This window comes from Acinetobacter sp. WU_MDCI_Abxc222 (assembly GCF_025514755.1).
GTDB classification, from domain to species: Bacteria; Pseudomonadota; Gammaproteobacteria; order Pseudomonadales; family Moraxellaceae; genus Acinetobacter; species Acinetobacter geminorum.
The window spans coordinates 283,004-308,485 of sequence record NZ_JAHPVG010000003.1 but is presented as its reverse complement, the minus strand read 5'-3'; the positions used below and the strand labels follow the sequence as shown (position 1 = coordinate 308,485).

Annotated in this window: 24 protein-coding genes; 10 read left to right on the top strand and 14 right to left on the bottom strand. The window is 39.7% G+C overall.

What is annotated here, in order from left to right; translation table 11 throughout:
• The first annotated feature begins 34 nt into the window (after positions 1-34).
• From tusD to KTJ10_RS07365, 4 genes are read left to right on the top strand one after another with little or no spacing between them, the layout of a single operon-like run.
• Entirely contained in the window at positions 35-403 is a 369-nt protein-coding gene (tusD, locus tag KTJ10_RS07380; RefSeq protein ID WP_002115623.1) for a sulfurtransferase complex subunit TusD, read from the top strand.
• Positions 404-447: 44 nt separating this feature from the next.
• Positions 448-798, top strand: coding sequence for a hypothetical protein (locus tag KTJ10_RS07375; RefSeq protein WP_068563101.1), 351 nt, complete (start codon positions 448-450; stop codon positions 796-798).
• Between the two features lie 17 nt (positions 799-815).
• Entirely contained in the window at positions 816-1,100 is a 285-nt protein-coding gene (locus tag KTJ10_RS07370; RefSeq protein WP_068563102.1) for a DsrH like protein, read from the top strand.
• A gap of 18 nt (positions 1,101-1,118) precedes the next feature.
• A complete protein-coding gene (locus tag KTJ10_RS07365) occupies positions 1,119-1,430 on the top strand; it encodes a TusE/DsrC/DsvC family sulfur relay protein (RefSeq protein WP_005046608.1) in 312 nt (103 codons plus the stop codon).
• A gap of 2 nt (positions 1,431-1,432) precedes the next feature.
• Here the strand turns inward: KTJ10_RS07365 and KTJ10_RS07360 are convergent, their stop codons facing one another.
• Entirely contained in the window at positions 1,433-2,296 is an 864-nt protein-coding gene (locus KTJ10_RS07360) for a DMT family transporter (RefSeq protein WP_262441709.1), read from the bottom strand.
• A gap of 123 nt (positions 2,297-2,419) precedes the next feature.
• On the opposite strand from KTJ10_RS07360, the gene KTJ10_RS07355 reads away from it, so the two are divergent.
• Positions 2,420-3,808 (top strand): PLP-dependent aminotransferase family protein, encoded by a 1,389-nt coding sequence (locus tag KTJ10_RS07355; protein ID WP_262441708.1) that lies wholly within the window; start codon positions 2,420-2,422, stop codon positions 3,806-3,808.
• 16 nt (positions 3,809-3,824) lie between these two features.
• On the opposite strand, the gene KTJ10_RS07350 is transcribed toward KTJ10_RS07355, so the two are convergent.
• From KTJ10_RS07350 to KTJ10_RS07295, 12 genes are all read right to left on the bottom strand, one after another.
• Positions 3,825-4,307, bottom strand: coding sequence for a winged helix-turn-helix transcriptional regulator (locus tag KTJ10_RS07350; protein WP_005068860.1), 483 nt, complete (start codon positions 4,305-4,307; stop codon positions 3,825-3,827).
• Between the two features lie 216 nt (positions 4,308-4,523).
• Positions 4,524-5,759 (bottom strand): molybdopterin molybdotransferase MoeA, encoded by a 1,236-nt coding sequence (locus KTJ10_RS07345; protein WP_227063386.1) that lies wholly within the window; start codon positions 5,757-5,759, stop codon positions 4,524-4,526.
• On the bottom strand, positions 5,759-6,682 hold the full coding sequence (moaCB, locus tag KTJ10_RS07340; RefSeq protein WP_000799987.1) for a bifunctional molybdenum cofactor biosynthesis protein MoaC/MoaB: 924 nt from the start codon (positions 6,680-6,682) through the stop codon (positions 5,759-5,761). Before moaCB ends, KTJ10_RS07345 begins: the two co-directional genes overlap by 1 nt.
• A 23-nt stretch (positions 6,683-6,705) precedes the next feature.
• Positions 6,706-7,191 (bottom strand): molybdenum cofactor biosynthesis protein MoaE, encoded by a 486-nt coding sequence (locus KTJ10_RS07335; protein ID WP_262441707.1) that lies wholly within the window; start codon positions 7,189-7,191, stop codon positions 6,706-6,708.
• A gap of 3 nt (positions 7,192-7,194) precedes the next feature.
• Positions 7,195-7,449 carry a MoaD/ThiS family protein gene (locus KTJ10_RS07330; protein ID WP_262441706.1) on the bottom strand — a complete coding sequence of 85 codons (255 nt, stop codon included), beginning with the start codon at positions 7,447-7,449 and terminating at the stop codon, positions 7,195-7,197.
• Positions 7,450-8,490: a GTP 3',8-cyclase MoaA gene (gene moaA, locus KTJ10_RS07325; protein ID WP_080631082.1), complete on the bottom strand. Its 1,041-nt coding sequence runs from the start codon at positions 8,488-8,490 to the stop codon at positions 7,450-7,452.
• 229 nt (positions 8,491-8,719) lie between these two features.
• A complete protein-coding gene (locus KTJ10_RS07320; protein ID WP_262441705.1) occupies positions 8,720-10,993 on the bottom strand; it encodes a molybdopterin-dependent oxidoreductase in 2,274 nt (757 codons plus the stop codon).
• 148 nt (positions 10,994-11,141) lie between these two features.
• On the bottom strand, positions 11,142-11,771 hold the full coding sequence (locus KTJ10_RS07315; RefSeq protein WP_005068841.1) for a molybdenum cofactor guanylyltransferase: 630 nt from the start codon (positions 11,769-11,771) through the stop codon (positions 11,142-11,144).
• On the bottom strand, positions 11,768-14,548 hold the full coding sequence (locus KTJ10_RS07310; RefSeq protein WP_262441704.1) for a nitrate reductase: 2,781 nt from the start codon (positions 14,546-14,548) through the stop codon (positions 11,768-11,770). The genes KTJ10_RS07315 and KTJ10_RS07310 overlap by 4 nt, the downstream gene beginning before the upstream one ends.
• Before the next feature lie 18 nt (positions 14,549-14,566).
• A complete protein-coding gene (gene nirD / locus KTJ10_RS07305) occupies positions 14,567-16,189 on the bottom strand; it encodes a nitrite reductase small subunit NirD (protein WP_262441703.1) in 1,623 nt (540 codons plus the stop codon).
• A 12-nt stretch (positions 16,190-16,201) separates the two neighbouring features.
• Positions 16,202-18,748, bottom strand: coding sequence for a nitrite reductase large subunit NirB (gene nirB, locus KTJ10_RS07300; RefSeq protein WP_069140637.1), 2,547 nt, complete (start codon positions 18,746-18,748; stop codon positions 16,202-16,204).
• Between the two features lie 11 nt (positions 18,749-18,759).
• Positions 18,760-19,029: a hypothetical protein gene (locus KTJ10_RS07295; protein ID WP_316249913.1), complete on the bottom strand. Its 270-nt coding sequence runs from the start codon at positions 19,027-19,029 to the stop codon at positions 18,760-18,762.
• 456 nt (positions 19,030-19,485) lie between these two features.
• On the opposite strand from KTJ10_RS07295, the gene KTJ10_RS07290 reads away from it, so the two are divergent.
• On the top strand, positions 19,486-20,076 hold the full coding sequence (locus KTJ10_RS07290) for an ANTAR domain-containing response regulator (RefSeq protein ID WP_002115726.1): 591 nt from the start codon (positions 19,486-19,488) through the stop codon (positions 20,074-20,076).
• Positions 20,077-21,099, top strand: coding sequence for an ABC transporter substrate-binding protein (locus KTJ10_RS07285; protein WP_262441701.1), 1,023 nt, complete (start codon positions 20,077-20,079; stop codon positions 21,097-21,099).
• Between the two features lie 5 nt (positions 21,100-21,104).
• Here KTJ10_RS07285 and KTJ10_RS07280 read toward each other — a convergent pair whose 3' ends face one another.
• Positions 21,105-21,191, bottom strand: coding sequence for a hypothetical protein (locus KTJ10_RS07280; RefSeq protein WP_081038164.1), 87 nt, complete (start codon positions 21,189-21,191; stop codon positions 21,105-21,107).
• A 537-nt stretch (positions 21,192-21,728) separates the two neighbouring features.
• On the opposite strand from KTJ10_RS07280, the gene sbnA reads away from it, so the two are divergent.
• The 3 genes from sbnA (at position 21,729) to KTJ10_RS07265 (ending at position 25,480) form a co-directional block, all read left to right on the top strand.
• Positions 21,729-22,733 carry a 2,3-diaminopropionate biosynthesis protein SbnA gene (gene sbnA / locus KTJ10_RS07275; RefSeq protein ID WP_262441700.1) on the top strand — a complete coding sequence of 335 codons (1,005 nt, stop codon included), beginning with the start codon at positions 21,729-21,731 and terminating at the stop codon, positions 22,731-22,733.
• 21 nt (positions 22,734-22,754) lie between these two features.
• Complete coding sequence (gene sbnB, locus KTJ10_RS07270; RefSeq protein WP_262441699.1) at positions 22,755-23,768, top strand: 2,3-diaminopropionate biosynthesis protein SbnB; 1,014 nt, start codon at positions 22,755-22,757, stop codon at positions 23,766-23,768.
• Positions 23,769-23,839: 71 nt separating this feature from the next.
• Complete coding sequence (locus tag KTJ10_RS07265) at positions 23,840-25,480, top strand: IucA/IucC family protein (protein WP_262441752.1); 1,641 nt, start codon at positions 23,840-23,842, stop codon at positions 25,478-25,480.
• Positions 25,481-25,482 lie beyond the last annotated feature (2 nt).

Sequence of the window (25,482 nt, the reverse complement as noted above, 5' to 3'; positions counted from 1 at the left end):
GCCCATTTAGACGTATGACCATAGTGAATTCTCAATGAGTACATTACTACTAATTACCTCTGCTCCTACTTCCATTCATGCTTGGCATGCGTTAGGACTTGCTCAGGCACTCAAAAGTAAAAATGAAGACTTCCGTGTATTCTTTTACCAAGATGGCGTGCAGGTTGCTAATGATTTTCAATGGGTTCCTGACGACCAGCGTAATTTAACGCATGAATGGCAAAAGCTTGCGATTCGTCTTCCTGTTTGTGTGAGTGCTGCCCTCGCTCGTGGTATTACAGATGCAGAAAATGCCAGTCGCCATCACCTTACTCATCACAACCTTGCCAAAGACTTTGAACTGGTCGGGTTAGGTGAACTTGCTGATGCAGTACAGTCAGCATCTCGTCTTATTCAATTTTAAGTTACTTTGTTTGCTTAGATTGTTGCTTTTAAAAGGTATATTGTGTGAAATCTGTACTCGTCATTTTAAGTCAAGCCAATTTAACCAGTCTTCAAATCAATGAAAGCCTTTCTGCTACTATGGTTTTAGCAACCTTTGGCTCACCAGTCAAAGTATTATTTAAAGATGCTGCTCTTAGTCTTCTGCAAAATGATTTAAGCTTTGATCAGTTTCGTCAGGCTTTCAAAGTGGCCTCAAATATGGTCGAAAGTTTTGAGTTCTATGACTTGAGCCCTCTTCTGATTGAAAGTAAAAATCAGCAGCATCCTCTTGTACAAAAAACCGAACAAGAGATTGAATTCGTTCAGTTAAATGCTGATTTCATTCAATCTTTTGATCATGTTCTATATTGGTAGATAAAGGTGTAAGTTTAATGAATCCGTCGACACTTTATCTTGTGCAATCTTCTTACCATACTACACCTAAAATTATTGAGGAATTACGCAATCTTTTTCAGGTAGGTGACCAAATTGTTTTTATGGGTGATTCAGTTGCACACCTTTCTGCTGAAATGATTCAACCATTTGAATCTGTTTCATGCTTAAGCATCGAAAAAGACTTACTTGATACAGATACTTTATCTAAGGTAAAGGTATTAGATTATGATCAATTTGCTGATCTGGTTTTAACGTTTAATCGCTGTATTTCTCTTAAATAATATATTTAGGCTGGTTTCATGAATTTAGAATTAGACCAAGATGGTCATTTGGTTGATTACACAATCTGGAATCCTGAAGTTGCGCAAGAACTTGCCAAATCGCTTGATCTTGAACTCACCGATTGGCATTTTGAAGTTTTAGCAGCTGTACGTCAGTTTTATCAACAGTTTGGACACTCTCCAGCAACTCGTCCTCTCATTAAATTCTTAATGAAAACAGTTAGTCCAGATATTAATAATGCAGTTTTACAGCAACAATTCAATACTGGTTTAGTGGCGCGTCACTTAAGTCGTTTAGCAGGGATCCCTAAACCAGCAAATTGCTTATAAAATTAGGTAAACTTTTTGGCGGCAGCGACGCATAAAATCGTTGCTGCTGTAACCACCAACATTGACCAACTTACTTGTTCGTGTAACAAGACCGCAGCAATACCTAATCCCATTAAAGGTTGTAAGAGTTGTAGTTGGCTAATCGCAGCAATTCCTCCTTGAGCAAGCCCTTTGTACCAAAAGAAAAAACCTATCAGCATACTAAATAAAGACACATAAATAAGACCTACTAAAGCTGATGTAGATACGCTCTGAAATGAAGCCGGCATATAGAAAATTGTCAGAAATAGCATAAACGGTAATGATAAAATTAGCGCCCAACAAATGACCTGCCACCCCCCTATTTTTCTTGAAAGAACACCGCCTTCTGCATAGCCAAAACCGCATAAAATAATCGCCATCAACATATAAAAATCTCCTATCCCAAGCGAAGTATCACCAGAGATGAAGAACATATAAGCAAATACAACTGCGCTCCCCAAGATTGCAAATATCCAGAAAAAATGATTCGGCTTTTCTCCACCTCTGAGTACAGCAAATATTGCCGTTGCAAGCGGCAAAAGACTAACAAATACAATTGAATGGGCTGCATTCATGTATTGGAGGGCAAGCGCTGTAAATAGAGGAAAACCTATCACCACGCCTAAAGCAACGATGGCAAGAGGCCACCAATCTTGCTTGGCTGGTTTTTTTTGTTTTAAAACCAAAATAAGAATAAGGCCTAAAATACCTGCAATTGCCGCACGTGCCGCAGTTAGAAAACCCGGTTCGAACCCCATTACGGCTACGCGTGTTGCTGGTAGTGATCCCGCAAAAATAGCCACGCCAATAAAACCATTCACCCAGCCATTCATAAACCTATTCATAATTTTCTCCGTCACTATACGAAGAATTTAAGCTGTGATAAGGTGATAAAACCAGATACAAAGCAGTACAATTTAAAATAACTGTTATGTATTAACAACCAATACAGTTGGGATTTTAAGCACGTGAACCAGAGAAAAACAAAAATTGAAATTGTCATTTCAGAGATTGAGCGACAAATAAAAAATCGATCTTTATTGCCGGGAGCACGCTTGCCTTCTGTTCGTAAGTTAGCAAATGATCTGGGCTTTTCAGTATCAACTGTTGTAGAAGCCTATGAAAGATTAATTGCTTTAGGCAAAATCGAATCAAGAACTGGATCTGGTTTTTATATCGTTGGTCCTCTCGCACCTTTAGCTTTAAGTGAATTAGGCCCTAAATTAGATCGTTCAGTTGATCCATTATGGATTTCACGTCAATCTTTGGAAGCGAAAGCAGATGTTTTTAAGCCTGGTTGCGGTTGGCTACCTGATGACTGGATGCCATTAGACAGTATTCGTAAAGCTTTAAGGAGCGCCGCGAAAAGCCCAGATGATTGTTTAATGGGTTATTCAACGCCATTAGGATTACCAGCTCTACGTGATTTACTGGCAAGACGCGCTCAAGCAAAAGGTATCAATGCAAATCTTAATCAAGTACTTTTAACAGACTCTGGAACTCAAGCAATTGATTTAGTGTGCCGATTTTTACTAAAGCCTGATGATGTCGTTCTCATTGATGATCCTTGTTATTTCAACTTTCATGCATTACTTAAAGTCCATCAAGTCAAAGTTATTGGTATTCCCTACACACCAACAGGTCCTGACTTAGAGGCATTTAAAAAAGCAATTGAAACTTATAATCCCCGTCTTTATATCACCAACTCAGGAATTCATAATCCAACTGGTGCAGTACTTTGTCTTTCTACGGCGCATCAATTATTAAAACTTATTGAACAATCAAATTTGATTGTTGTTGAGGATGATATTTTCTCAGACTTTGAATATAGCCCTGCTCCGCGGCTTGCTGCTTTGGATAATCTTTCACGTGTAATCTTTATTGGAAGTTTTTCTAAAACGTTATCAGCATCTATTCGTTGTGGTTATGTTATTGCTAAACCAGAATGGATTGATCAGCTCACTGACCTGAAAATTGCCACAAGCTTTTCTCACAATGGCGTATCAGCTGAAGTTTTATTAAGTGCTTTAACAGATGGTTCTTATCGTAAACATATAGAATTATTAAGGGTTCGTTTAGCAAAAGCGATGCACGATACCATTACTCAGTTAGAACCTCTGGGTATAAAACCATGGATTAAGCCTCAAGCTGGAATTTTTGTTTGGTGTCATTTGCCAAAGGGAGTTGAAGCTTCAGAAATTGCAAAATATTGTATTAATCATCAGGTTATTCTTGCGCCAGGAAACGCGTTTAGCCAAGCTTCCAATGCTGGCCAATTCATACGCTTTAATGTGACACAGTCAAATCATGACCACATTTATAAGACTCTGGCTGATGCAATTCAACAAGAGTCTTAGTTGGCAATAAGAGAAATTAAGCTTGTTTCTGTTTTTGCTGCATATATGCAAAATAACCCGGCCCAGCTGAAACCTGAACTTGTTTTGCATGTAAAGGTTCACGGCAAACCGAACATACCATGACTGGTTCAAATTTATGACCACAAGTTTTATGGCGATATTCTAAAGGTTTGCCTAAACCTTGATCCATCCATTTATCAGCCCAATTCGCCATAGACAAAATAATTGGATAAAGTTCAAAACCTTTATCAGTCAATTTATATTCAAAGCGTTCCTGACGATCAAAATAAGGGGCTTTGACTAAAATTTCATATTCAACCAAACGCTTTAAACGATCCGAAAGGACATGACGAGTGACACCTAATGACTTTTGAAAATCGTCAAAACGGCGTATTCCCATAAAAGCATTACGTAATATTAGCATCGTCCATCGATCGCCAATCACTGATAGCATACGAGCAACCGAACAAGGTTGATCACCGATGTCGTCCCATTTCATCTTTATGCGTTCCTCGATATTTCCTAGCCTAATGGCCCTATTGTTTATACCCTAAACCACTTAGCACGATTTATGCAACATTCATTATTAAAATAACTTCTTATCAAGCTTATGAAAGAATTTTCATTATAAAAAATTAAAAGTTATTATTTAAAATTGCTTAATAAATATAACTCACTCAGTTATATAGTGAGTTATATTTATCATTACTGGTTATTAATTTGAAATAAATACGCCCTTCAATATATAACCCGCTTCCAATTTTGCACTTGCCGGAATTCGGACCAGACAATTGGCTTGCATTAAATTACTGAGCATGTGTGATTGCTGTTTTGCCAGACTTTTAACTTTGAGTTGACCATTATCAAAATAGGCATGCATTCGTAAAAAACGCTCGCGTGTATCTTCTTTTAAATCGTTATCTAAAATCGCACTAAACCAATCTGGTCCTGCCGAGTTTCCCTGTAAAGTGTCAAGCAATGCTTTACCGTAAACCTGCATAGACACATAGACCGCAGCAGGATTACCGGGCAACCCCAGTAAATAACAGGGGTGATCTGATTCTGGATGAAAATATTCAGCAAAAAAGAGTGGCTTACCTGGCTTTTGTTTTACTTTCCAAAAGATTTGTTCAAAACCAACTTCAAAAGCACATGGCCGAACAAAATCATAGTCGCCTACAGAGACTCCACCTGTGGTTATAACCACATCATGGCTATCTTTTAATTGGTCGAAATATTGTGTGACCTGTGCTGCCTCATCTGCCACATGAATGAGTTCAACATCTAAACCATAATCTTCAAACCAAGCTTTTAGTAATGGTCCATTTGCATCAAAGATTTTACCTTCAGCTAGATCTTCTGCTTTTTGGGCAACTTCATCACCCGTGACTAAAACAGCGACTTTCGGCGCACGGTAAACGTCAACCGTTTGTACACCCGCCATACTTAAGGCAGCCAAGCTTCCAATATTTAAAAACTGTCCAACTTGGGCAAGCAACTGCCCGTTCTGGATTTCTTCGCCAGTAAAACGGATATCAGCTTGAGGGCGTATATGCTCCGTTAAACAAATCTCTTGAGGTGAAACAACCGATACGATTTCTTGCCTCGCTACATGCGTTGTCCCTTCAGGAATTTTGCCGCCCGTAAATATACGAATTGCTTGACCTTCACTCAAAATGTCATGACTTTCGCTTCCGGCACGAATCTCGCCAGTAACCTGAAACTTTAGAGTATTTAAATCTTCTGCATGACTACAAAGTGCGTAACCATCTACAGCACTTTGAGAGAAACTTGGCAAATTAATTTCTGAATAAATTTCTTTAGCAAGATACCTACTTAGGCTATTTTGAAGAGGTTGCTGAATTGAACCTAATTTTTTAGGTCGGTTACTAATCAGCTCAATTGCTTCATCTACGCTAATCAATCCACGTTCTGCACCACAACCAGTCATTACTCATAGCCTCCCGGATGTGGTAGATCACGGCAAACATCAAAAATATGCACTAATGCTGGCAAGATAGCAGCCATTGATTCGCTTGCTCCACCCCGGCTTCCCGGTAAAGTCACCACTAAAGAACGATCAATAAAACCAGCTACTCCACGAGACATTGCAGCATATGGCGTGCGTTTTTGTCCAAATGAACGCGCAGCTTCCATTAAGCCATCTAGCTTTCGTTCTAAAAGTGGTTCTAGCGTATCAACTGTAATGTCACGCTTACCAATTCCTGTTCCACCAACCGTCATAATGCAAGCATATGATTTGCTCAACTCAAGCACTAAGTTTTTTAAAGTATCCGCTTCATCTGGTAAAATTTGGTAATGGATTGGATCGAATCCTGCTTCGGTTAAAGTTTCAACCACAGATTTTCCGGCAGTATCGGGCTTTCTACCCGCTGCTACGGTGTCTGACAACACAATAACCGCAGCCGAAACAGGCTGACGAAGAACTCGCTTAAAGTGTGATTTACCACCTTTTTTCTTAAGCAATTTACATTGGTCCATCCAGAGTTCTTCTGGTTCACAATGTGGTTTTAACATATCGTAAATGGTTAAACCTGCGAGACTGGCAGCCGTTAAGGCCTCCATCTCTACGCCAGTTGGACCAATGGTTTCAACTACAGCAACGATCTTTACAAAATCATGTTCTAGTTCATATTCAACATCTGCCCGATAAATCGGCAGTGGATGACATAAAGGAATCAGCTCATCAGTACGTTTTGCTGCCAAAATTCCTGCAACACGTGCAGTTTTTAATGCATCACCTTTTTCCGTATTCCCTTGTCTTAATAATTCAATACAGTGCGGTGGTGCATATAAAATAGCTTGTGCTTCAGCAACACGATAACTTTCCGGCTTCATTCCTACGTTTTTCATTATTTATCCTAGTCTTGCTTATTTCAGTGTGAGTGTTCATGGCCGGCATGATGGTGATGCTTGTGTTCGTGCGGTGCATCCTTACGAATACAGCAGCCCTCTACATAATGACTCGTGCCATCTGTAAAGAACTCTTCTTTAAAAACAGGCACTTCATGTTTTACCCGCTCAACCGCTTCTTCGCATGCTTGAAAAGCTTCACGGCGGTGGGCTGCATAAGCAATTGCAATAATGGCTGTTTCACCGACATCTAGATGCCCAATCCGATGAACCACTCGCACATAAGATACCTGATACTTTTTCTCAATTTCCAGTTCAATTTCACGTATCATTTTTTCAGAAAGCGGTTTATACGAGGTATATTTCAAAGCCTTAACCGCTTTACCTTCATGGTGATTACGAACTGTACCCATAAAAATATCAATTCCACCGCATTCTGGAAAAGATTCAATAGTATCAAAAATATCTAAGCTTAAAACCTGCTCTTGAATACGTGCAAAATCTCGCATAGCTTAGCCTCCTGCAACTGGTGATAATAAAACCAAAGTACACGGTTCACTTAAGGCAGATTGTCTTGTTATAACGTTATCCTCTATCGCACATGCACATTTTTCCATGGCCTGTGTGCATTCCGGATGTAAAGTCACAATTTGATCTAAGATATCTTTCACTAAAATATCGATGGGACAAACGATCGAAAGATTTTGTGGAAGCAATTTTTCAATTGCACCAAATGATTCGATTTTAATTTGGATAGATTGCTGCATTTATCCCCCAAGCATATGCATACTGATTTTACGGGTTTGTTGATGTTGTAAGGCATGAAAGCCTTTAGCTTTATGCCAAATATAAGGATGGACCAAATTCTTTAAATTTTGGATATACATATCGTATTCTGGTGTACGTTGTTTACTTACCAGCGTTTGAAGCTGTGGCTTAATATTTAAACCCTGCGGCGCAAAGAGACAGTTATAGAGTTCACCTTGTGCCGTTAGTCGTATACGGTCACATTGATGGCAAAATGAGTGAGTAATGGTAGAAATGATGCCTAGCGCGTAACTATTGTTAAGTAGATATTGACGCGCTGGCTCATGTTGCTGCTCAATCACTTGTACTGAATAATGTGGTTGCAACGCTTGTAGAATTTCAGCTTCACTTACCACATCTTTATTTGACCAGAGTGCATCACCATCAAGTGGCATGAATTCAATAAAACGTAGCGTAATATGATTGGCGATTGACCATTTCACCATAGGTAGGATTTGATCGTCATTTTTATTTTTCATTAACACGCAGTTAATTTTAAAAGGTAACCCTGCATCTTTTACAGCTTGAATACCCTCAAGAACTGGTTCTAACTTTTTCTTAGTGAGCTCTTTAAACTGAACAGGATCTAAGCTATCTAAACTAATATTTAAATCATCTAGACCAGCATCTTTTAATTGCTGAGCGTATTTTGCAAGATAATGTCCATTGGTGGTCATTGAAATACGCTTTAAACCTAATGCTTTTAAAGCTTGTAAATCGCGAACGAAATGAACAATACCTTGACGCATTAATGGTTCACCACCCGTAATACGGATGCTTTCAATACCTTGTTGCACCATAAAACTGCAAAACTGAAAGAGCGCTTCAAAACTAAGCAAATCTTGTTTATTTAGCCATTCAGGATGTTCAGGCATGCAATACACACACTTAAAATTACAGCGATCAGTTACTGAAATACGTAACTTTCGCTTGATACGCCCATATTGATCTTGCAAAAGCATTGGCGCAGTTTCAGAGTGATATTGTTTCATTATTTGCACTCATATCGAGAACAGTTCAAATATTGCAAGCACTCATTAAGAGCAATTAAACTTTTAAAATTGCGCCTTAGTAGTGCTTTGATCTTTATTGCAAAATTTGTTCCAATTCTATTTATCATCCATAACTTTTTGGGTTGTATTTGAAATTTCGGCCGTATCGTTTTAGTTTAAACTTTAAAGCTTTACAAAATCAGTGCGGCGTCAACCTTTTATATGCCCTACTTTATTTCTAGCACTTTTCTAAACGGATGGGTACATATTTATGGTACGGTGTTTTAGATAAAGGGTCACAATGCTCACCAGAAATGAGCATGTTTAATTGTGGTCCAATAGGTTCCCCACCTTGAAAGCGCATGCCATAACCATGTGGAAGCGAAACAACTCCTTTTCGCATTCCCTCATCAAAATCTACAGTAACCTGAATTTCTCCATGTTGTGAGATACATTTGATTTGATCACCTACAGCTACACTTAAGGCTTCTGCATCTTCAGGATGAATTCTTAAAGCTCCTTCAGCATCTACTTTTCGCCATGCTGGGTCACGGTAAATTTGGTTGGCGTTATAACTACGTCGCTCACCTGATAAGAGGATAAAAGGAAATTCTTCAACGTTAACCTGATGATTTTTTAAATTTGTGAGCTCAGTTAACATCTCGGGAATAGCTAGACGTATTTTCTTATCTTTATAAGCTACCAGTTTCCAGACTTCATCATATTCATGTTGCGATAACACCATACCTGAACGTTGCTTTAATATCTGTTCAAATAGTTTGACACCTTGTGTTAACGGATTACCTTTATAACCTGCACGACTTACCGCTTTGGTGTGTAACACAGCATATTGAATAGAGAGCGGCAATAAAAAAGCAACTGAACCAGCTGAGTTTTCTAACTGCTTACCTAAAGTGCGATAGAGAATTGAAGCTGCAAAAGGAATATATTTTTTGTGTCGTGCAAAAGTGAGTCCTAATGCCGACAAATACGGTAAATAGGCTGTTTTTTTCGAGTCGACTGAAGCTATTTTTTCTAAAATTGGAAAGCGTTTTGGAATCACCTGCATAGCTTCAAGTAATCGAGTATAAATTTCGGCTTCCGGTAAAGTATTCGTTTGAGCGGTCAATACAGGATGTCTTAGGTGAAAGCCATTCTTAGGAAATTCCAAGTTAAAGCCCGTAAATTCCCATTTTTCAAACTGAGTGTGAGCCGGCAAAATGTAGTCTGCAAGTCTCGCTGTTTCTGTCATAGCAACATCAACTACCACCAATAAATCTAAGGCTTTAAATGCTTCCTCAAAAGCAGGTGTATCAGGATAAGTTAATAACGGATTACAACTATCTACAAACACAGCACGAATTCGCTTTTCCCCTGCTTTTAAAATTTCATCGGGTAAAATATTAGGCGGGAAGAACCCAGAAATGGGGAACATTTTATGGTAAACACTACGTCGATATTTAGGCTTTCTTTCATCTGTATCGCTTAAGATTGGAATAAACATAGTATGCAGATTATTGGTACCTTGCTTTCCAAAGTTTCCAGTCAGTAAGTACAGTAGTTTTTCTAAATATCCGTTTAATGTAGTATTTAAAGTATGTTGAATGCCTAAATCAATACGTATACAGCCTTTTTTCGCCTTGGCAAAATCTCGAACGACTTGGTAAATCAAATCGACTGGAACATCAGCTTTAGCAATATAGTCTTCAATCGGGACATGGCTAAATACTGTTTTTACGTCGTCAAATCCTTGCGTATGCTTCTCAATAAATGTTGCATCATAAAGCTTTTCTTTAATAATGATCGCAATCATGGCCGACATTAAAAAAGCATCAGTCCCCGGTTTTAATTGCAGATGGAAATCTGCTTGTTTGGCTGTTTCGGTAACACGCGGGTCAAACACCACCATGGTTCGGTTCGGATCTTTCTTAATATGTTTTAGCGTGTCTCGGGCGTTGGGAATGCCATGGGCCTGAAAAGGATTTGTTCCAATGAAAAGTACATAGTCTGCATGTTCAACATCTTCTGTGGTATGGCAAGCCTGACTACCGAATAGGCGGCCATTAAGCCAGAAATCACCCGTTTTTTCTTGGGCAAGTGAGTTGTAGGCATAATAACTTTTCATTGCCAACAAAAGCTGCCGACCATACGCTGCTCCAAGATGATTGCCTTGACCACCGCCCCCAACCGAAGCAAAAGCAGTTCCGCCAAAAGTATCTCTAATCTGCACTAATCGGTCAGCAATTTCTTGTATGGCAACATCCCAACTCACTTCTTGAAATGATCCATCAGGTTGACGTTTTAAAGGTGTGGTCAAACGGTCTGCGTGTTGCTGGTAATGCTGTAATCTGGCAGCTTTTTGGCAAATGTAACCTTGAGAAAAAGGATGTTCGGGATCACCTTTAATTTTGACAAACTGGTTATCTTTAATTTCGACACTTAAACCGCAGTTTCTAGAACATAAGATACATGCAGTCACATCTGTTTTACTTTGCTGAGCTGCGTCCATCATTTTTCTGGCTCCGTTTATTTTTATACATCTAGCTAGAATTAAAATAACAAGTTCCAAAATAGAACTTATATATTAGATAGTCAAGGATGCATCATTTAAAATTTGTTTATAACATCACTTTAGTTTGTAAATTGATAGAATCTAATGTTTAACTCGCGGTAAATATCTCTTTAAAAGCATTGATTTGTTTATATTGTTGGAGCTCATCCAAAGAGTTAATGCTATGAAAAAATAAGTTTTGTTTTTGAAATACGGCGACTTGTGCATGTAAAAGCTTAAAGCACTCTTTTAAACTTAATCGTTGTTTATCAATTTGCTCTCGTATCGTAATCAGGCTTTCACGCTTTAATAAGCAAAATGGGTATAAAGCATCCCCATTAATTGAAACATAGGCTGCCTGAGCTTGTTTATTTTTGCGTAGTGCGCTGTGTAATTTCGCAACGACTTGCGTAGGTATATACGTCACATCACAGGGAATACACAAAACATAATCTGCTTTTACATGTGACCATGCGCTTTTCATGCCCATAAGTGGGCCGAAAAAACCGGAAGCATCATCTTGAAAACACTTAATATCAGGCACAATACTTTGATAAATCGAATAATCACGATGACTATTTACCCAAATTTCAGATACAGAAGACTTTAGTTTTTGATGAATTTTGAGTAGTTGCGTATCGCCATCAAATTGCTGCAATAGCTTATTTAAACCATTCATACGGCGGGCTTGTCCACCCGCCAAAATGACTAAATCAGTTACGGGATATCCCTTATTCACACTTCCACCTCTTGTTGGCAAGCTTTAATCAAGCCACGAATCTCAGGTAAACATGAACCACAGTTCCCACCTGCTTTTAAACATGCAGTAACCTGTTTTTCATGGGTAATGTTTTGTGTTTTTATCACGTCGATAATTTTGTTCTTACCTACTTTAAAACAACTACAGACTAAAGGTCCGTCATTATTTGTAGCAGACATTGGCATGCCGGCCAGTAATGCTTTTCGGTGCAAGGCGCTCAAACGTTCTCGTTTAAACAGACTCGCTACCCAATCACGGTCTGGCAATAAATCTGGCGGTGCAATATATAGACTTGCAATTACAATGCCATCTTTCAAAATAACGCTATGGCTCAGTTGTGAAGAGATATCTTCTATGCTTAACCATTCAAAGGTTTCATCGGCAAATGGCAAAAAGCTTTTCAGATTCTTTTGAGTATCATGAAAAGTTTGGCGGTCTGCAAGTTCGTAACGATTAGTTTTCACCATTTTGACCTTGGTCCACCATGCACAGTGATGTAGCGATTCTTGAATATGCGAATCGTATCCTTCACGTATATAAAGCACACCTTGCCAAGTAGTATAAAACGGTTGAATCGTGACAGGTGTATGTTTGAACTCGGGCTCACCCGAAATTGCATCAACTTCTGGGTTAACGACTTTACCAATGCGAGCATCGGACGCAACTTGTTCAGTCCAGTGAATCGGCGCAAAAATTTGCCCACGACGTACTCCCGACGAGAATGTCACACGTAGTACACAACTGCCCCATTTCGAACGAACTTCTACTAAGCCTTGATCACGCACACCAAACTTTAAGGCATCACTCGGATGAATTTCGCAAAATGGTTCGGCACGGTGACTGGTCAAATTTGGCGACAAACCTGTACGCGTCATGGTGTGCCATTGGTCTCGAATACGTCCAGTGTTCAAAATGAGCGGATAATCTTCCGAAACTGCATGAACTGGATCAATGGCAACCGTCGGAATCAATTTCGCCTTGGCATTTTTATGACTAAACTGCCCTTTGCCAAACAGTTGTTGAACGGTATTAGCATCTTGGTTTTTATTCCACACTGGCCATTGAATTGGTTGCAGCGCATCGTACTCCACAGCGCTCAGATTCATTAAGCCTTTTAAGTTGAAATAACGGAACGTATCAGTTTGCTCACGTGTTTTAATGGCCGCATTATCTTGTGCTGACAAAGCCGCATGTTCATTAAAAATATCAACAGCACTAGTGAAGTCAAAACCTTTAAAGCCTAATTTTTTCGCGACTTGGCTAACAGACCACCAATCTGCTTTTGCTTCACCCGGCGCAGGTAAGAATGCGCGCTGACGTGAAATACGACGCTCAGAGTTAGTAACGGTTCCATCTTTTTCGCCCCAACCTAAAGCTGGAAGCAGAATATCGGCGTAAGCCGTAGTATCGGTATCGGCACAGATATCTGATACAACGACCAATTCACATTTCTCTAATGCACGTTTAACTTGATCGGCATCTGGTAAACTTACCACCGGATTGGTTGCCATAATCCAGATCGCTTTAATTTTTCCAGCTTCAACCGCATTAAATAAATCAACTGCTTTCAAACCAGCTTGAGTTGCAATAAATGGGCTATCCCAAAAGGTTTGCACTACTTTTTGATGCAATGGATTATCTAAGTCCATGTGCGCAGCCAGCATATTGGCTAAGCCACCGACTTCTCGACCACCCATCGCATTGGGTTGGCCTGTCATTGAAAATGGTGCGGCGCCGAGCTTACCAATTTTGCCTGTTAGTAAATGACAATTAATAATACTGTTGGCCTTATTTACGCCCTGACTTGATTGATTCACACCCATTGAAAATAGCGTGATTACTTTTTCAGTCTGTGCAAATTTTTCAAAAAACTGCTGTAATTTATCGAGTGCAATTCCCGTACGTTTTGCCACATATTCAATATCGGCTTCTGGGTGGCTGCTTGCCAAAACATCTTGCAGACCTTCGGTATAAGCCTCTACAAATGCCTGATCGGCATGACCATTTTGATATAGGTATTGGAATAGGCCATTAAATAAAGCGACATCTTGGCCCGGCAAAATCGGTAAATGTAAATCCGCTTGTTCACAAGTACTGGTAAAACGTGGGTCAATTACCACCACAAACATATCTGGATTTTGGCTTTTAGCCTGCATAATCCGCTGATACAGCACAGGATGGCACCATGCGGTATTGGAACCAACCAAAACCACCATGTCTGCATGTTCAAAATCTTCATAACTTGCAGGCACAATATCTTCACCGAAACTACGTTTGTGACCTGCCACCGCAGATGACATGCAAAGGCGTGAGTTGGTATCGATATTTGCAGAGCCTAAATAGCCTTTTACAAACTTATTCACCACATAATAGTCTTCAGTCAAAAGCTGACCTGAAACATAAAATGCAATGCTGTCACGACCATATTGATCGATACAAGATTGGAATTTATCGGCAATTTTATTGATTGCCGCATCCCATGTCGTTACCACCCGATCAGCTTTGCGCCCCATCATTGGTTGTAAAACACGTGTTTCTAACCCTAAAGTATCCGCAAGTCGGCTACCTTTAATACATAAGCGTCCAAAGTTGGAAGGATGCTCAGCATCCCCCTCTACTTGCACCACAGGTCCTTGAGGTTTTTGTTGGACGTTTACGCTAACACCACAACCTACACCACAATATGGACATGTTGTTTTAGTGTTTTTTGCAACATGATCGGAGCTATCGACTTCAACGCTTGGAATACTATTCATAACTGCTCCTTTCCCTATTTAGCCTGCATTTTTTAATGCAAAATCTCGACCAAATAGCAGTTTATTTCTAAATGAAGAAACAGGTGTTTGGTCTGCAATTAACTCTGCATACCACATGCCATCTTCAGTATCACCAAACAATACTGCACCGATTACTCGATCGCTTTGAATGATAATACGCTTATAAATCTGGCGTTTTTCATCGTTCAGGATAATGTCTTCATAATCATCTTTCGGCTCAAAATTACCAGCCGAGAATACATCGACTCCACTCACCTTTAACTGAGTGGGTACAGTAGGTGCTTTAAAGGTTAAGCTGCCGTGTTCAGCCAAATGGGTCGCGCAGATAAAGGCTTGGCCCCATAGTGGCTCAACTAAACCAAAGGTCTGTCCACGGTGTTCAATACACTCACCCACTGCGTAAATACTTGGGTCAAACGTTTGCATGGTGTCATTCACCAACACACCTCGATTGCAGCGTAGACCAGCACTTTGTGCCAAAGCAATATTTGGACGGATACCCACAGCGAACACCACAAGGTCAGCATCTAACACTGTGCCATCTTTCAAGCGTATTTGCTTCACATGACCATTTTCATCACCAATTAATGCTTCGGTATTGGCTTCGGTAATGATTTGAATGCCTTTTTGCTCAATGCTATGACGTAATAACTGGCTTGCACGACCATCAAGTTGGCGTTCCATAATACGGTCCATCAAATGCAGGACTGTGACATTCATACCACGTTGTTTTAAACCGTACGCCGCTTCTAAACCGAGTAAACCGCCACCAATCACGACTGCATTAGTTTTTGAACCACAGTATTCAATCATCGTGTTAACATCATAAATATCGCGGAAAGTTAACACCCCTTTTAGGTCAACACCTTGAACTGGTGGAATAAATGGTGCCGAACCTGTTGCCAGGATCAAACGATCATAATCAACTGTCTGGCCTTTTTCGGTGTAAACCACTTTCCGAGGACGATCAATTTTTACCGCTTTATCACCTGCAATAAATTTGATGCCTTTATCGCTATACCACTTTGGTGGGTGCAGCATAATATCTTCAATGGTTTTTTCACCCGATAAAACCGGAGACAACATAATACGGTTATAGTTACCCCATGGTTCTTCACCAATCACCGTAACTTCATAACGATCTGGTGCCATATCAAGTAAATCTTCCAGACAACGCATCCCTGCCAAACCATTACCGATCAACACCAGTTTAAGTTTGTCTTGTGATACACCTGTATTGGTAATATATGTTTTCTGCGGCACCGCATTGACCCAAACACGGCCATCAACAATTTTGCTCGGGTAAACCGCCAATTTTTGGTCTTTATCTTCTAAACAACGGCCCGTTGCCAAACTAAAATGTTGTTTATAGATTGGCGATGCAATGACACGCTCACCTTGTAAATCTCCGATAATGCCGCGGCTCATCACATTCGCGTGGCTAAACGGATCTTTATTGCTCAGCACGTAAACACGTTTTTCATGTCCTACACGGAAAATCGCAACAGCCTGTCCAGCCACGAGCGCACCCGCGCCAGTGTTTGGCGTTAAATCATCGAGCGCACACACATCAATCCATTGATCATCAGGAAGCATATTTTTGTCTTGTACAATATTCATAGAAACTCTCCTTTATGCTTCAACCATTGGAATACGGTCTTCTGAACGTTCAGCTTCAGTTAATGGGCGGATTTGACCACGTTCAGTTGTAAATTGAATGTGCGGATCAGCCTGTTCATTTGCACCTGCGTTGATATACGTTTGGAAGCGTTTGCGAACTTCAGGATTTTCCACCGCAGTACGCCATTCGTCTTGATATGTGCCAATAATGTGTTCCATACGGCGCTCTAGCTCGGCAGCCAAACCAAGTGAATCGTCCACAACTACAGATTTAAGATAATCTAAACCACCTTCCATGTTGTCGCGCCATACACTGGTACGTTGTAAACGGTCTGCTGTTTGGATGTAGAACATATAGAAACGGTCGATGTAACGGATGAGCGTTGCTTTATCAAGGTCAGATGCAAGTAACTCTGCATGACGTGGTTTCATACCACCGTTACCACAGACATAAAGGTTCCAACCTTTTTCGGTAGCGATAATACCCACGTCTTTACCTTGCGCTTCCGCACACTCACGAGTACAGCCAGACACTGCCATTTTTAATTTATGCGGTGAACGTAAACCTTTGTAGCGGTTTTCAAGTTCAATCGCTAAACCAACGGAGTTGTCTACCCCGTAACGGCACCATGTGCTACCCACACAAGATTTCACGGTACGCAATGATTTACCGTAAGCATGACCAGACTCGAAACCAGCAGCATTTAACTCTTCCCAAATGAATGGAAGCTCGTGAACTTGTGCACCGAACATGTCAACACGTTGACCGCCAGTAATTTTGGTGTACAAGTTATATTTCTTCGCAATTTGACCAATCGCGATTAAACCATCTGGAGTCACCTCACCACCTGCCATACGCGGTACAACCGAGTAAGAACCGTCTTTTTGGATGTTACCCAAATAGTAGTCATTACTGTCTTGTAAGCCTGCATGGCTTGGCTCAAGGACGAAATCGTTCCAGCAAGATGCCAAAATATTTGCTGCCGCCGGTTTACAAATATCACAACCTAAACCATGACCATGTTGATGAATCAAATCATCAAAAGTTTTGATTTCATTGACACGAACCAAGTGATACAACTCTTGACGCGAGTACGGGAAGTGTTCGCAAATGTGGTTATTTACAGTCACACCTTGACGTTGCAACTCTGACTTCAACACTTGTGTCACTAATGGTGCACAGCCACCACATGCTGTTGCTGCTTTGGTGCATTTCTTTAATGCACCTAAAGAGGTCGAACCATCGCTAATTGCTTGGCAGATGTCTGCTTTTGATACGTTGTTACATGAACAAATGGTTGCGCTGTCTGGAAGTAAATCTACACCGCTACCACCAGACTTACCTGCTGATTGTTCAAAGCCCGGCATGATCAAGCTTTCAGGTACTTCAGGTAAAGCCAGACCGTTTAACATCATTTGTAAAAGGTCGTTGTACTCTTTCGCATCGCCCACCAAAACCGCGCCCAGCAATTTGGTTTTATCTGCATTTACAACAATCTTTTTATAAACCAATGCATGCTCATCTGCATAGAAATAGCTTAATGCACCTGGAGTCATGGCATGTGCATCGCCTACAGAAGCAACATCAACACCCATCAACTTCAACTTGGTGCTCATGTCTGCACCGGTGAAGCAATGACACTCTTCATCTAAAATGTGTTTTGCTGCAATACGCGCCATGTCATAGCCCGGTGCAACCAAACCATAAATTTTATTTTGCCAAAGCGCACATTCACCAATGGCATAAATATTGTTATCTGAAGTTTGGCAATAATCATTAATGACGATACCACCACGCTCACCAATCGCCAGACCACTATTGCGTGCGAGCTCATCACGTGGACGGATCCCCGCAGAGAATAAAATGACATCTGCTTCAAGCTCGCTACCATCTGCAAATTTCATTACATGTGTAGTGCTGTTGCCACATTCGATAGATTGTGTCGCTTTTTGTGTATGAACTTTTACACCAAGGTCTTCAATTTTACGGCGTAAAACTTTACCGCCCAAATCATCAATTTGAACTGCCATTAAACGTGGCGCAAACTCAACAACATGTGTTTCTAAATCTAAATCACGTAAAGCCTTTGCAGCTTCAAGTCCAAGTAAACCACCACCAATCACTACACCTGTTTTTGCATTAAGACTCGCTGCACGAATCGCGTCTAAGTCTTCAATCGTACGGTAAACAAAGCAGTTTTCACGGTCATTACCCGGAATTGGTGGAACAAATGCATACGAACCAGTTGCCAACACCAATTTGTCATAGCTGATGACATCACCATGATTGGTTGTGACTGTTTGTGCAGCTGTATCAATTGCAGTTGCTTTTGTATTTAGACGTAAGTCAATGCCATGAGCATCAGCAAAGTCAAAACGCGCCAAAGATAAATCTTTTGCTGATTTCCCAGAGAAATATTCTGTTAAATGTACACGGTCATACGCGATACGAGGTTCTTCCGCGAGAATCGTGATTTCCAGTTCATCATCTGCTTTTTCTAAAATGGCTTCGATGAATTTGTGGCCCACCATACCATGACCAATCATTACCAATTTCATAGTGTTTCTCCTCAAATCACGTTGCTTTTAAGCTGCGTTATTGCGTTCTCAAATAGACGTTGTTTTTTTGCCTTGTGTTCTACCGAGAAGCGAATCAATCTCACAAAGTATGTAGCTGCTTGGAATCCATTTTTCCCACTCGTTAATGACACCCAATGCACAGCAAAGTCATAAAAAGAAATAAAAAAAGCGAGCCCCCTCATAGAGAAGGCTCGCATCGCTGGAACTGAAAAATTAGATAATTCAGATGTAACTTTTTTATGCAATAAAAATAAAGACATGGCCTTCACTCCGACTGAACGTAAATTCTTTGTGTGCACAGTTGCACTCACAAATTCGATCAGAACGGACATCGTTGGCCGTCTTTAAAACTTATGGTCGTCTTCGACCTGTAATTAAGTAAGCATTTTGCATGCCAATCCTTATATAAATTTAATTTAAAAATTTTTTATTTTTAATTTCATATAGATATAATTTCGCCAGCTATCTTATAAAAATAATGTCTTATTCTATTTACCCCATCGCTGTACACTTAAATGGTTAAGATAAAAATATGTCTTGCCACAAAATGAATCGTACTTTTGCACCAAGACTGACCACATTCATTCTTTAGCTTGCTGAAATGCCACTTAAACTGGATTTTTTGTTTAGTTTTGGATGGCACTAATCTTGCTTAAAACCTGATAACAAAAAACGCGTCGAATTGGCGCATTTTCTTAGCCTGATTTTCTGAACTTATGCCAAAACTCAAAATAGCCCTTATTGATGATGATCATGCGCGAGCAGACTATATAAGAAAAAGTCTGCTTGAAAATGATTTTGAAGTGGTCGCTTGCCTTACTTTGGACCATTTAAATATTTTTCGTCTCGAGCATTTACAAGCCGATGTGATCTTGCTCGATATGGATCATCCTCATCGTGACATTATTGAAAGTTGTGTGAGTAGCTATGACCTACCGACTGTCCTGTTCACTAAAAATTCAGATAAAGACACCATCAAACAAGCCATCGATGCGGGAGTAACGGCTTATATCGTAGATGGCATAGACCCTGCCCGTTTACATACCATTTTAGAAATCTCGATTGAGCAATATAAAAAACACAAAAAACTCGAAGGTGATTTAAAAGAGGCTCAAACAAAACTGGCTGATCGTAAAGATGTTGAAAAGGCCAAAGTGTTACTCATGCAACTCCACGGTCTGCCTGAAGATACAGCTTTCCAACTTCTCAGAAAAAATGCCATGAGTCACCGTATAACGATTGGAGAAATGGCACGGCGGTTACTTGATGCCCAAAAATTACTCAACAATCAACTAAAGGATGAATAAATGAGCACATTAGAAAAGACTCAATTACAACTCGGCTATATTCCTTTGCTTGATTGTCTTGCATTGCTTTGGGCAAAACAAAGAGGCTTCTTTGAGGAAGTCGGTTTAGACGTCACTTTAGTTAAAGAAGCATCTTGGGCAAGTCTTCGAGACCGTCTTGCTTTTGGTCTATTAGATGCAGCGCATTGCTTATCTGCAATGTTACCTGCGGCGGCTGTCGGCACAGATCAAATTGGCACGCCACTGCAAACATCACTCGTTTTAAGTGAAAACCGTGCTTTCATTAGCTTAAGTCAAAAACTTACTCATCAACTTACAATTCAAAAAAATGATACGGCTCAAGTAACAGCCCAAAAAGTGGCGAGCTATCTTGAACAAGGTCACTCCATTTCTTTAGCGCATGTATTTAAGCATTCTATTCACCATTATTGTTTAAGAGAGTGGCTCGCCTTAGCAAACCCTGAACTTGCACAATCTATCCAGCTTAAAACATTACCACCACCTTATATGGTAGAAGCATTAGACAAACATGTGATTGATGGTTTTTGCGTCGGAGAACCATGGAATACTCAAGGCGAGCTTTTAGGCTTAAGTAAAATGATTTGCTCAAGTCAAAACATTATTCCTCGTGTGGCTGATAAGGTTTTAGCCGTAACTCAAGAATGGGCTGAACAGCATCCACAAACACTAGTTGCACTCACCACGGCAATTATGAAAGCCCAACAAGAATTGAGTGAGTTAGACGATTTTGCTCCAATTTTAAAATTATTAGTCGAGTTTGGAATTGTGCGCTTCCATTGTTCAGAAGAAGTACATGTCGACAAATACTATATGATTCAGGATATTGTCCGTCATTTAGTAAAAGAAAGTGCACTTCCAAAAGTTGAAGACTTTTATTGGCTGCTCGAGCAAATGCAAAAATGGGATGAACTTCAACTCGACCAAGCACAAATCACAAGCTTGGGTGCTCAATGCATTAATCTTGAGGCTTATGAACAAGCTAAACATCGCTATCGTTCATAACTTTTTTACTTATTAAATCGCCATAAAAAAAAGCTGTCTTTTATGACAAAGACAGCTTGAAAGACCCATAAGACAAAATGCGAAACACGCATTACTATATTTTCTAGGCTCAACTGATCCGTTGAAAATATAGCGCTTATGGAAATGATCATATCTATCTAAGCGTATCATTTTCAGACATTTTCATATCAATAACTGCCACTTGATCAATTTCAGTTCATTATTCAAAGCATCTTAAGTCAGTCTTTAAATATTTATCTCTTCTTTAAGCCTTAAATCTACCCATGCTCAAGACAGAATAGTGATGCATCAATTACGCGGATGAGGTCATAAATTTCATTTTATTTCTTCAAAATAATTTCTCGCATCTGTCTTAATTAAATTAATTTTTTTAGCTCTAAAGTAATTTATTGCCTATGTCATTATATTTAAAAAGATTTATTTATTAATCCTTTTGTAAAACTTAAATATTACGATTCAAATAATTAGATAAAAAAAATTAGTGAAAAATCCTCTAAGTCCCTCCTGTTTTTAGTTACAAACCGCAACAATCATGGCACAAATGGTAATAATAATTAAATTAATAATCATTATCATTCACACCACATAAAAACCTGAGAAGATCTACCATGATCCATGAAAATATTCTCGACTGCATAGGTAAAACGCCACTACTACAATTATCAAGGCTATTCACGCATCAATCGATCTCAGTGATTGCGAAAATGGAATTGTTAAACCCAGGAGGAAGCATTAAAGACCGTCCGGCATTATTCATGCTACAGGAAGGTCTGAAATCTGGAGTGATTAATAAAGACAGTCATATTGTTGAAAGTTCATCAGGGAACTTAGCTATTGCGCTTGCAATGGCTTGCAAAATATATGGATTAAAATTTACTGCCGTTATTGACCCAAAAATTGCCTCAGCAAACTTACAAATGTTGAAGCTCTACAAGGCCAATATCGAGATGGTCTCTGAAAAAGACCAAAACGGCGGTTATTTAAAAACCAGAATTGACACTGTAAAACGACTCTGCCAACAGCTTCCAAATGCTGTTTGGATTAATCAGTATGCAAACCCAAATAACTGGAAAAGCCATTATTTTGGAGAAGCAGAAGAAATCCTAAATCAAATTGATCGCAAGATTGATTACCTCGTGATTGGGGCAAGTACCTCTGGCACGATTATGGGCGTATCTCGTCGCCTTAAAGAAAGATTTCCAGAATTAAAAGTAATCGCAGTCGATATCGTCGGCTCTGTGTTGTTCGGTGGTACATCTGGTCCACGCGAAATTCCCGGTATTGGTGCAAGTACAGTCCCACCGCTGCTCTCCCCCGATGAAATTGATGATGTCATTTATGTAGATGACTATGAATCGGCACTCGGTTGCAGAGAACTACTTGAACATGAAGGAATTTTTGCAGGTGGTTCGAGCGGCTCATCTATTTCAGCCATCAAAAAACTGATTCCAACCATTCCCGCTGGATCATGCGTCTTAACGCTGTTACCCGATCGCGGTGATCGTTATCTCGATCTGGTTTATGAAGATGAATGGTTCGAAATGATCAAGAAGCGGCACTTCAATCGAAACGTACGACGCCAAGAAAACCTTACTTTACAAAATGTTGTTTAACCTTCTCCTTAGGACATATTCATGAGCAATTTGGCTACCCTTCGCTACTTAAGTCAATCAGATTTATTAAATCTGGGCGCAAATCATAGTAATTCATTTATTGAAGCGATTACTGAAGGTTTAACCCTGCATGCAAATAAACAGTTTGTACAACCCTTAAAACCTTATCTTCGCTGGCAAGGTGCAGACCATATTGCAGACCGTATTATCGCAATGCCTTGTTATTTAGGCGGCAACGACCCGATTGCCGGAATCAAATGGATTGGTTCAAGACAACATAACCCTAAAAAATTCAATATTCCGCGTGCCAGCGCACTGATTGTTTTAAATGACTCAGAAACAAATTATCCAGTTGCGGTGATGGAAGGCAGCCTCATCAGTGCCATGCGAACTGCTGCAATTACCGGTGTTTCTATTAAGTATTTAGCAAAAAAAGACTTTTCAGACATTACCGTGATTGGCTGCGGACCGATTGCTCAAATGCAAATTAAGACTGTGCTTGAACAATATGCTCAAGTGAAAAAAATCCATTTATTTGATGTGAACCCTGAAGCAGCTGAAAAACTCAAAGCAATGTTCTTATCGGAATATCCACATCTAGAAATTGAAATTCATGACAGTGCTAAGTCTGCCATTCAACAAGCCGATGTCCTCATTACCTGCACAGTTTCAGATAAACCTTACATTCCATTTGAGTGGCTTAAAAAAGGCTGCTTTGTTTCAAACATTTCAATTATGGATATCGAGCCCGAAGTCTTCTTAAAAGTTGACAAAGTGATTGTAGATGACTGGGACCAATCAAACCGAGAAAAGAAAGTCATCAACGTGCTGGTTGAAGATGGCTTATTCAGCCGTGAAAAACTACATGCTGAACTTGGCGACATCATTATTGGTCATAAAAACGGCCGCGAACACGAAGATGAAATCATTTTGCTCAACCCAATGGGCATGGCGATTGACGATATTGTCTGCGCTAAATGGTTCTTCAATGCTGCACAAGAACAAAACGTTGGCACGGTTCTACCGCTTTTATAAGAATAGGAATAATTAAAATGTTAGATCGGATTTACACAGCACAACTACAAAAAACGATAGATGCACTCTACATGGAGAATTATGGAGATTTTAAAGATCATATTTCCTATAAAAAGCCTTATCTGGCAATTACTCTCAATGATGAGTTGGAACTCTATTTCAGCTGTTTAAAAGTAGATGGTGTAAATCCTTTCTATGTTACCCAACCCGAAGTTTTGCTTCATAACCTCTTAAGTAATACAACTTCTAAAATTTCGATCTCTGAAGTTTTTAACTATTTAACTAAAGCAACTTGGTGGCCTTCACCACACCATCAAAAAGCGATTAATTATTGGCTAGATAACTTAGTAACGGCTGAAAAAATTCCTCAAATTTTACAGTCAGCCCTTTCATTTTCTTCACCTTTAATTACGAGTGAACTGCTATCGCTGGTAGCTGATCGTCCATTTCATCCATTCGCTCATTCAAAAGGTGAACTTACACCACTCACAACTCAAAAAGAAATTGAGGTGTACTGGTGGGCATTTAAGAAAGATGACGTGATCAATAATATGGAGTCGATTCCTCATAAAGAGCTTCTGTTAACAGAAGTTGAGGAAAGTCTTATTGCTGACAAAATGGCTGAGCTTTCAGATGATTACTTAGCCCTACCTTTGTTAAAGACTCAACACCGCTATTTAAAACTTGAAGAAAATAAGTACGACGGTATTGACCTAAACCATGTCACCAGAATTGGTTTACCGACTTCTTCTTTAAGAACGCTTATTCACAATGCAAACCCTACTTTGCATTTAAAACTCTCAACAAATGCCAAGACATTAGGTGCAATCCGCTCTATGCCAGGCCGTTATTTAATGAATGGGCATACGGCTTACGATTTTTTAAATGAAGTCATTAATCAAACTGCTTTAATCAAAAATCGCCTCTTTTTGAGTAATGAAACGCATTGGTGGGTGCTGGGTAAACAAGAGCCGATTGTAAAAAATTTAGGGGTGATTGGCTGCCAAGTCAGACATTTACCTGACTTTTGCCGAGACAAAAATGTCACGCCAATCACTATGTCAGCTTTAAGCTGTACCTATGTCGACCCATGGGAAGCTTTAGGCGTTGAAGGTGACAAATGGTCATTACTAAAAGACTTAAGTGTTCATTTTATTCAAACATTCTTAACGCTTTGGGCAAAAGGAATCATGCCTGAATGCCACGGGCAAAACACCATGGTGTGTTATGAAAATAATAAGTTGAAATGCTTTATTTTGCGTGACCACGACACCTTAAGAATATGTACCACAGCCATTGAAGAAAATGGTTTTACACCTCCGGTTTATACCATCGATACCAGCACGCCGAACAATCTTATCTTTAGTAAAAATGAAGACTTATTTAATTACTTCATTACTTTAGGGATTCAAATTAACCTCTACCCAATTGCTTTAGCCACCTTGAAATATACGGATCGTACAGAAAGCGATTTTTGGGAGATGGTTCAAGACATTATTCAAGATTTTGTAGAAACCCAACCCATTTCAGAGCGAACAAAATCGCAAATTCAAACCTATCTTTTCGACAATAGGACTTGGCCATTCAAACAGTTACTTACGCCTTTACTTGCGCAAGAAAGCGACTCTACAGGCATGCCAAGTAAAATCGGAAATACGCCAAACCCTTATCACAGCTTATCTGTTTCTAGCTATGAGACCATGGATATCTAAAT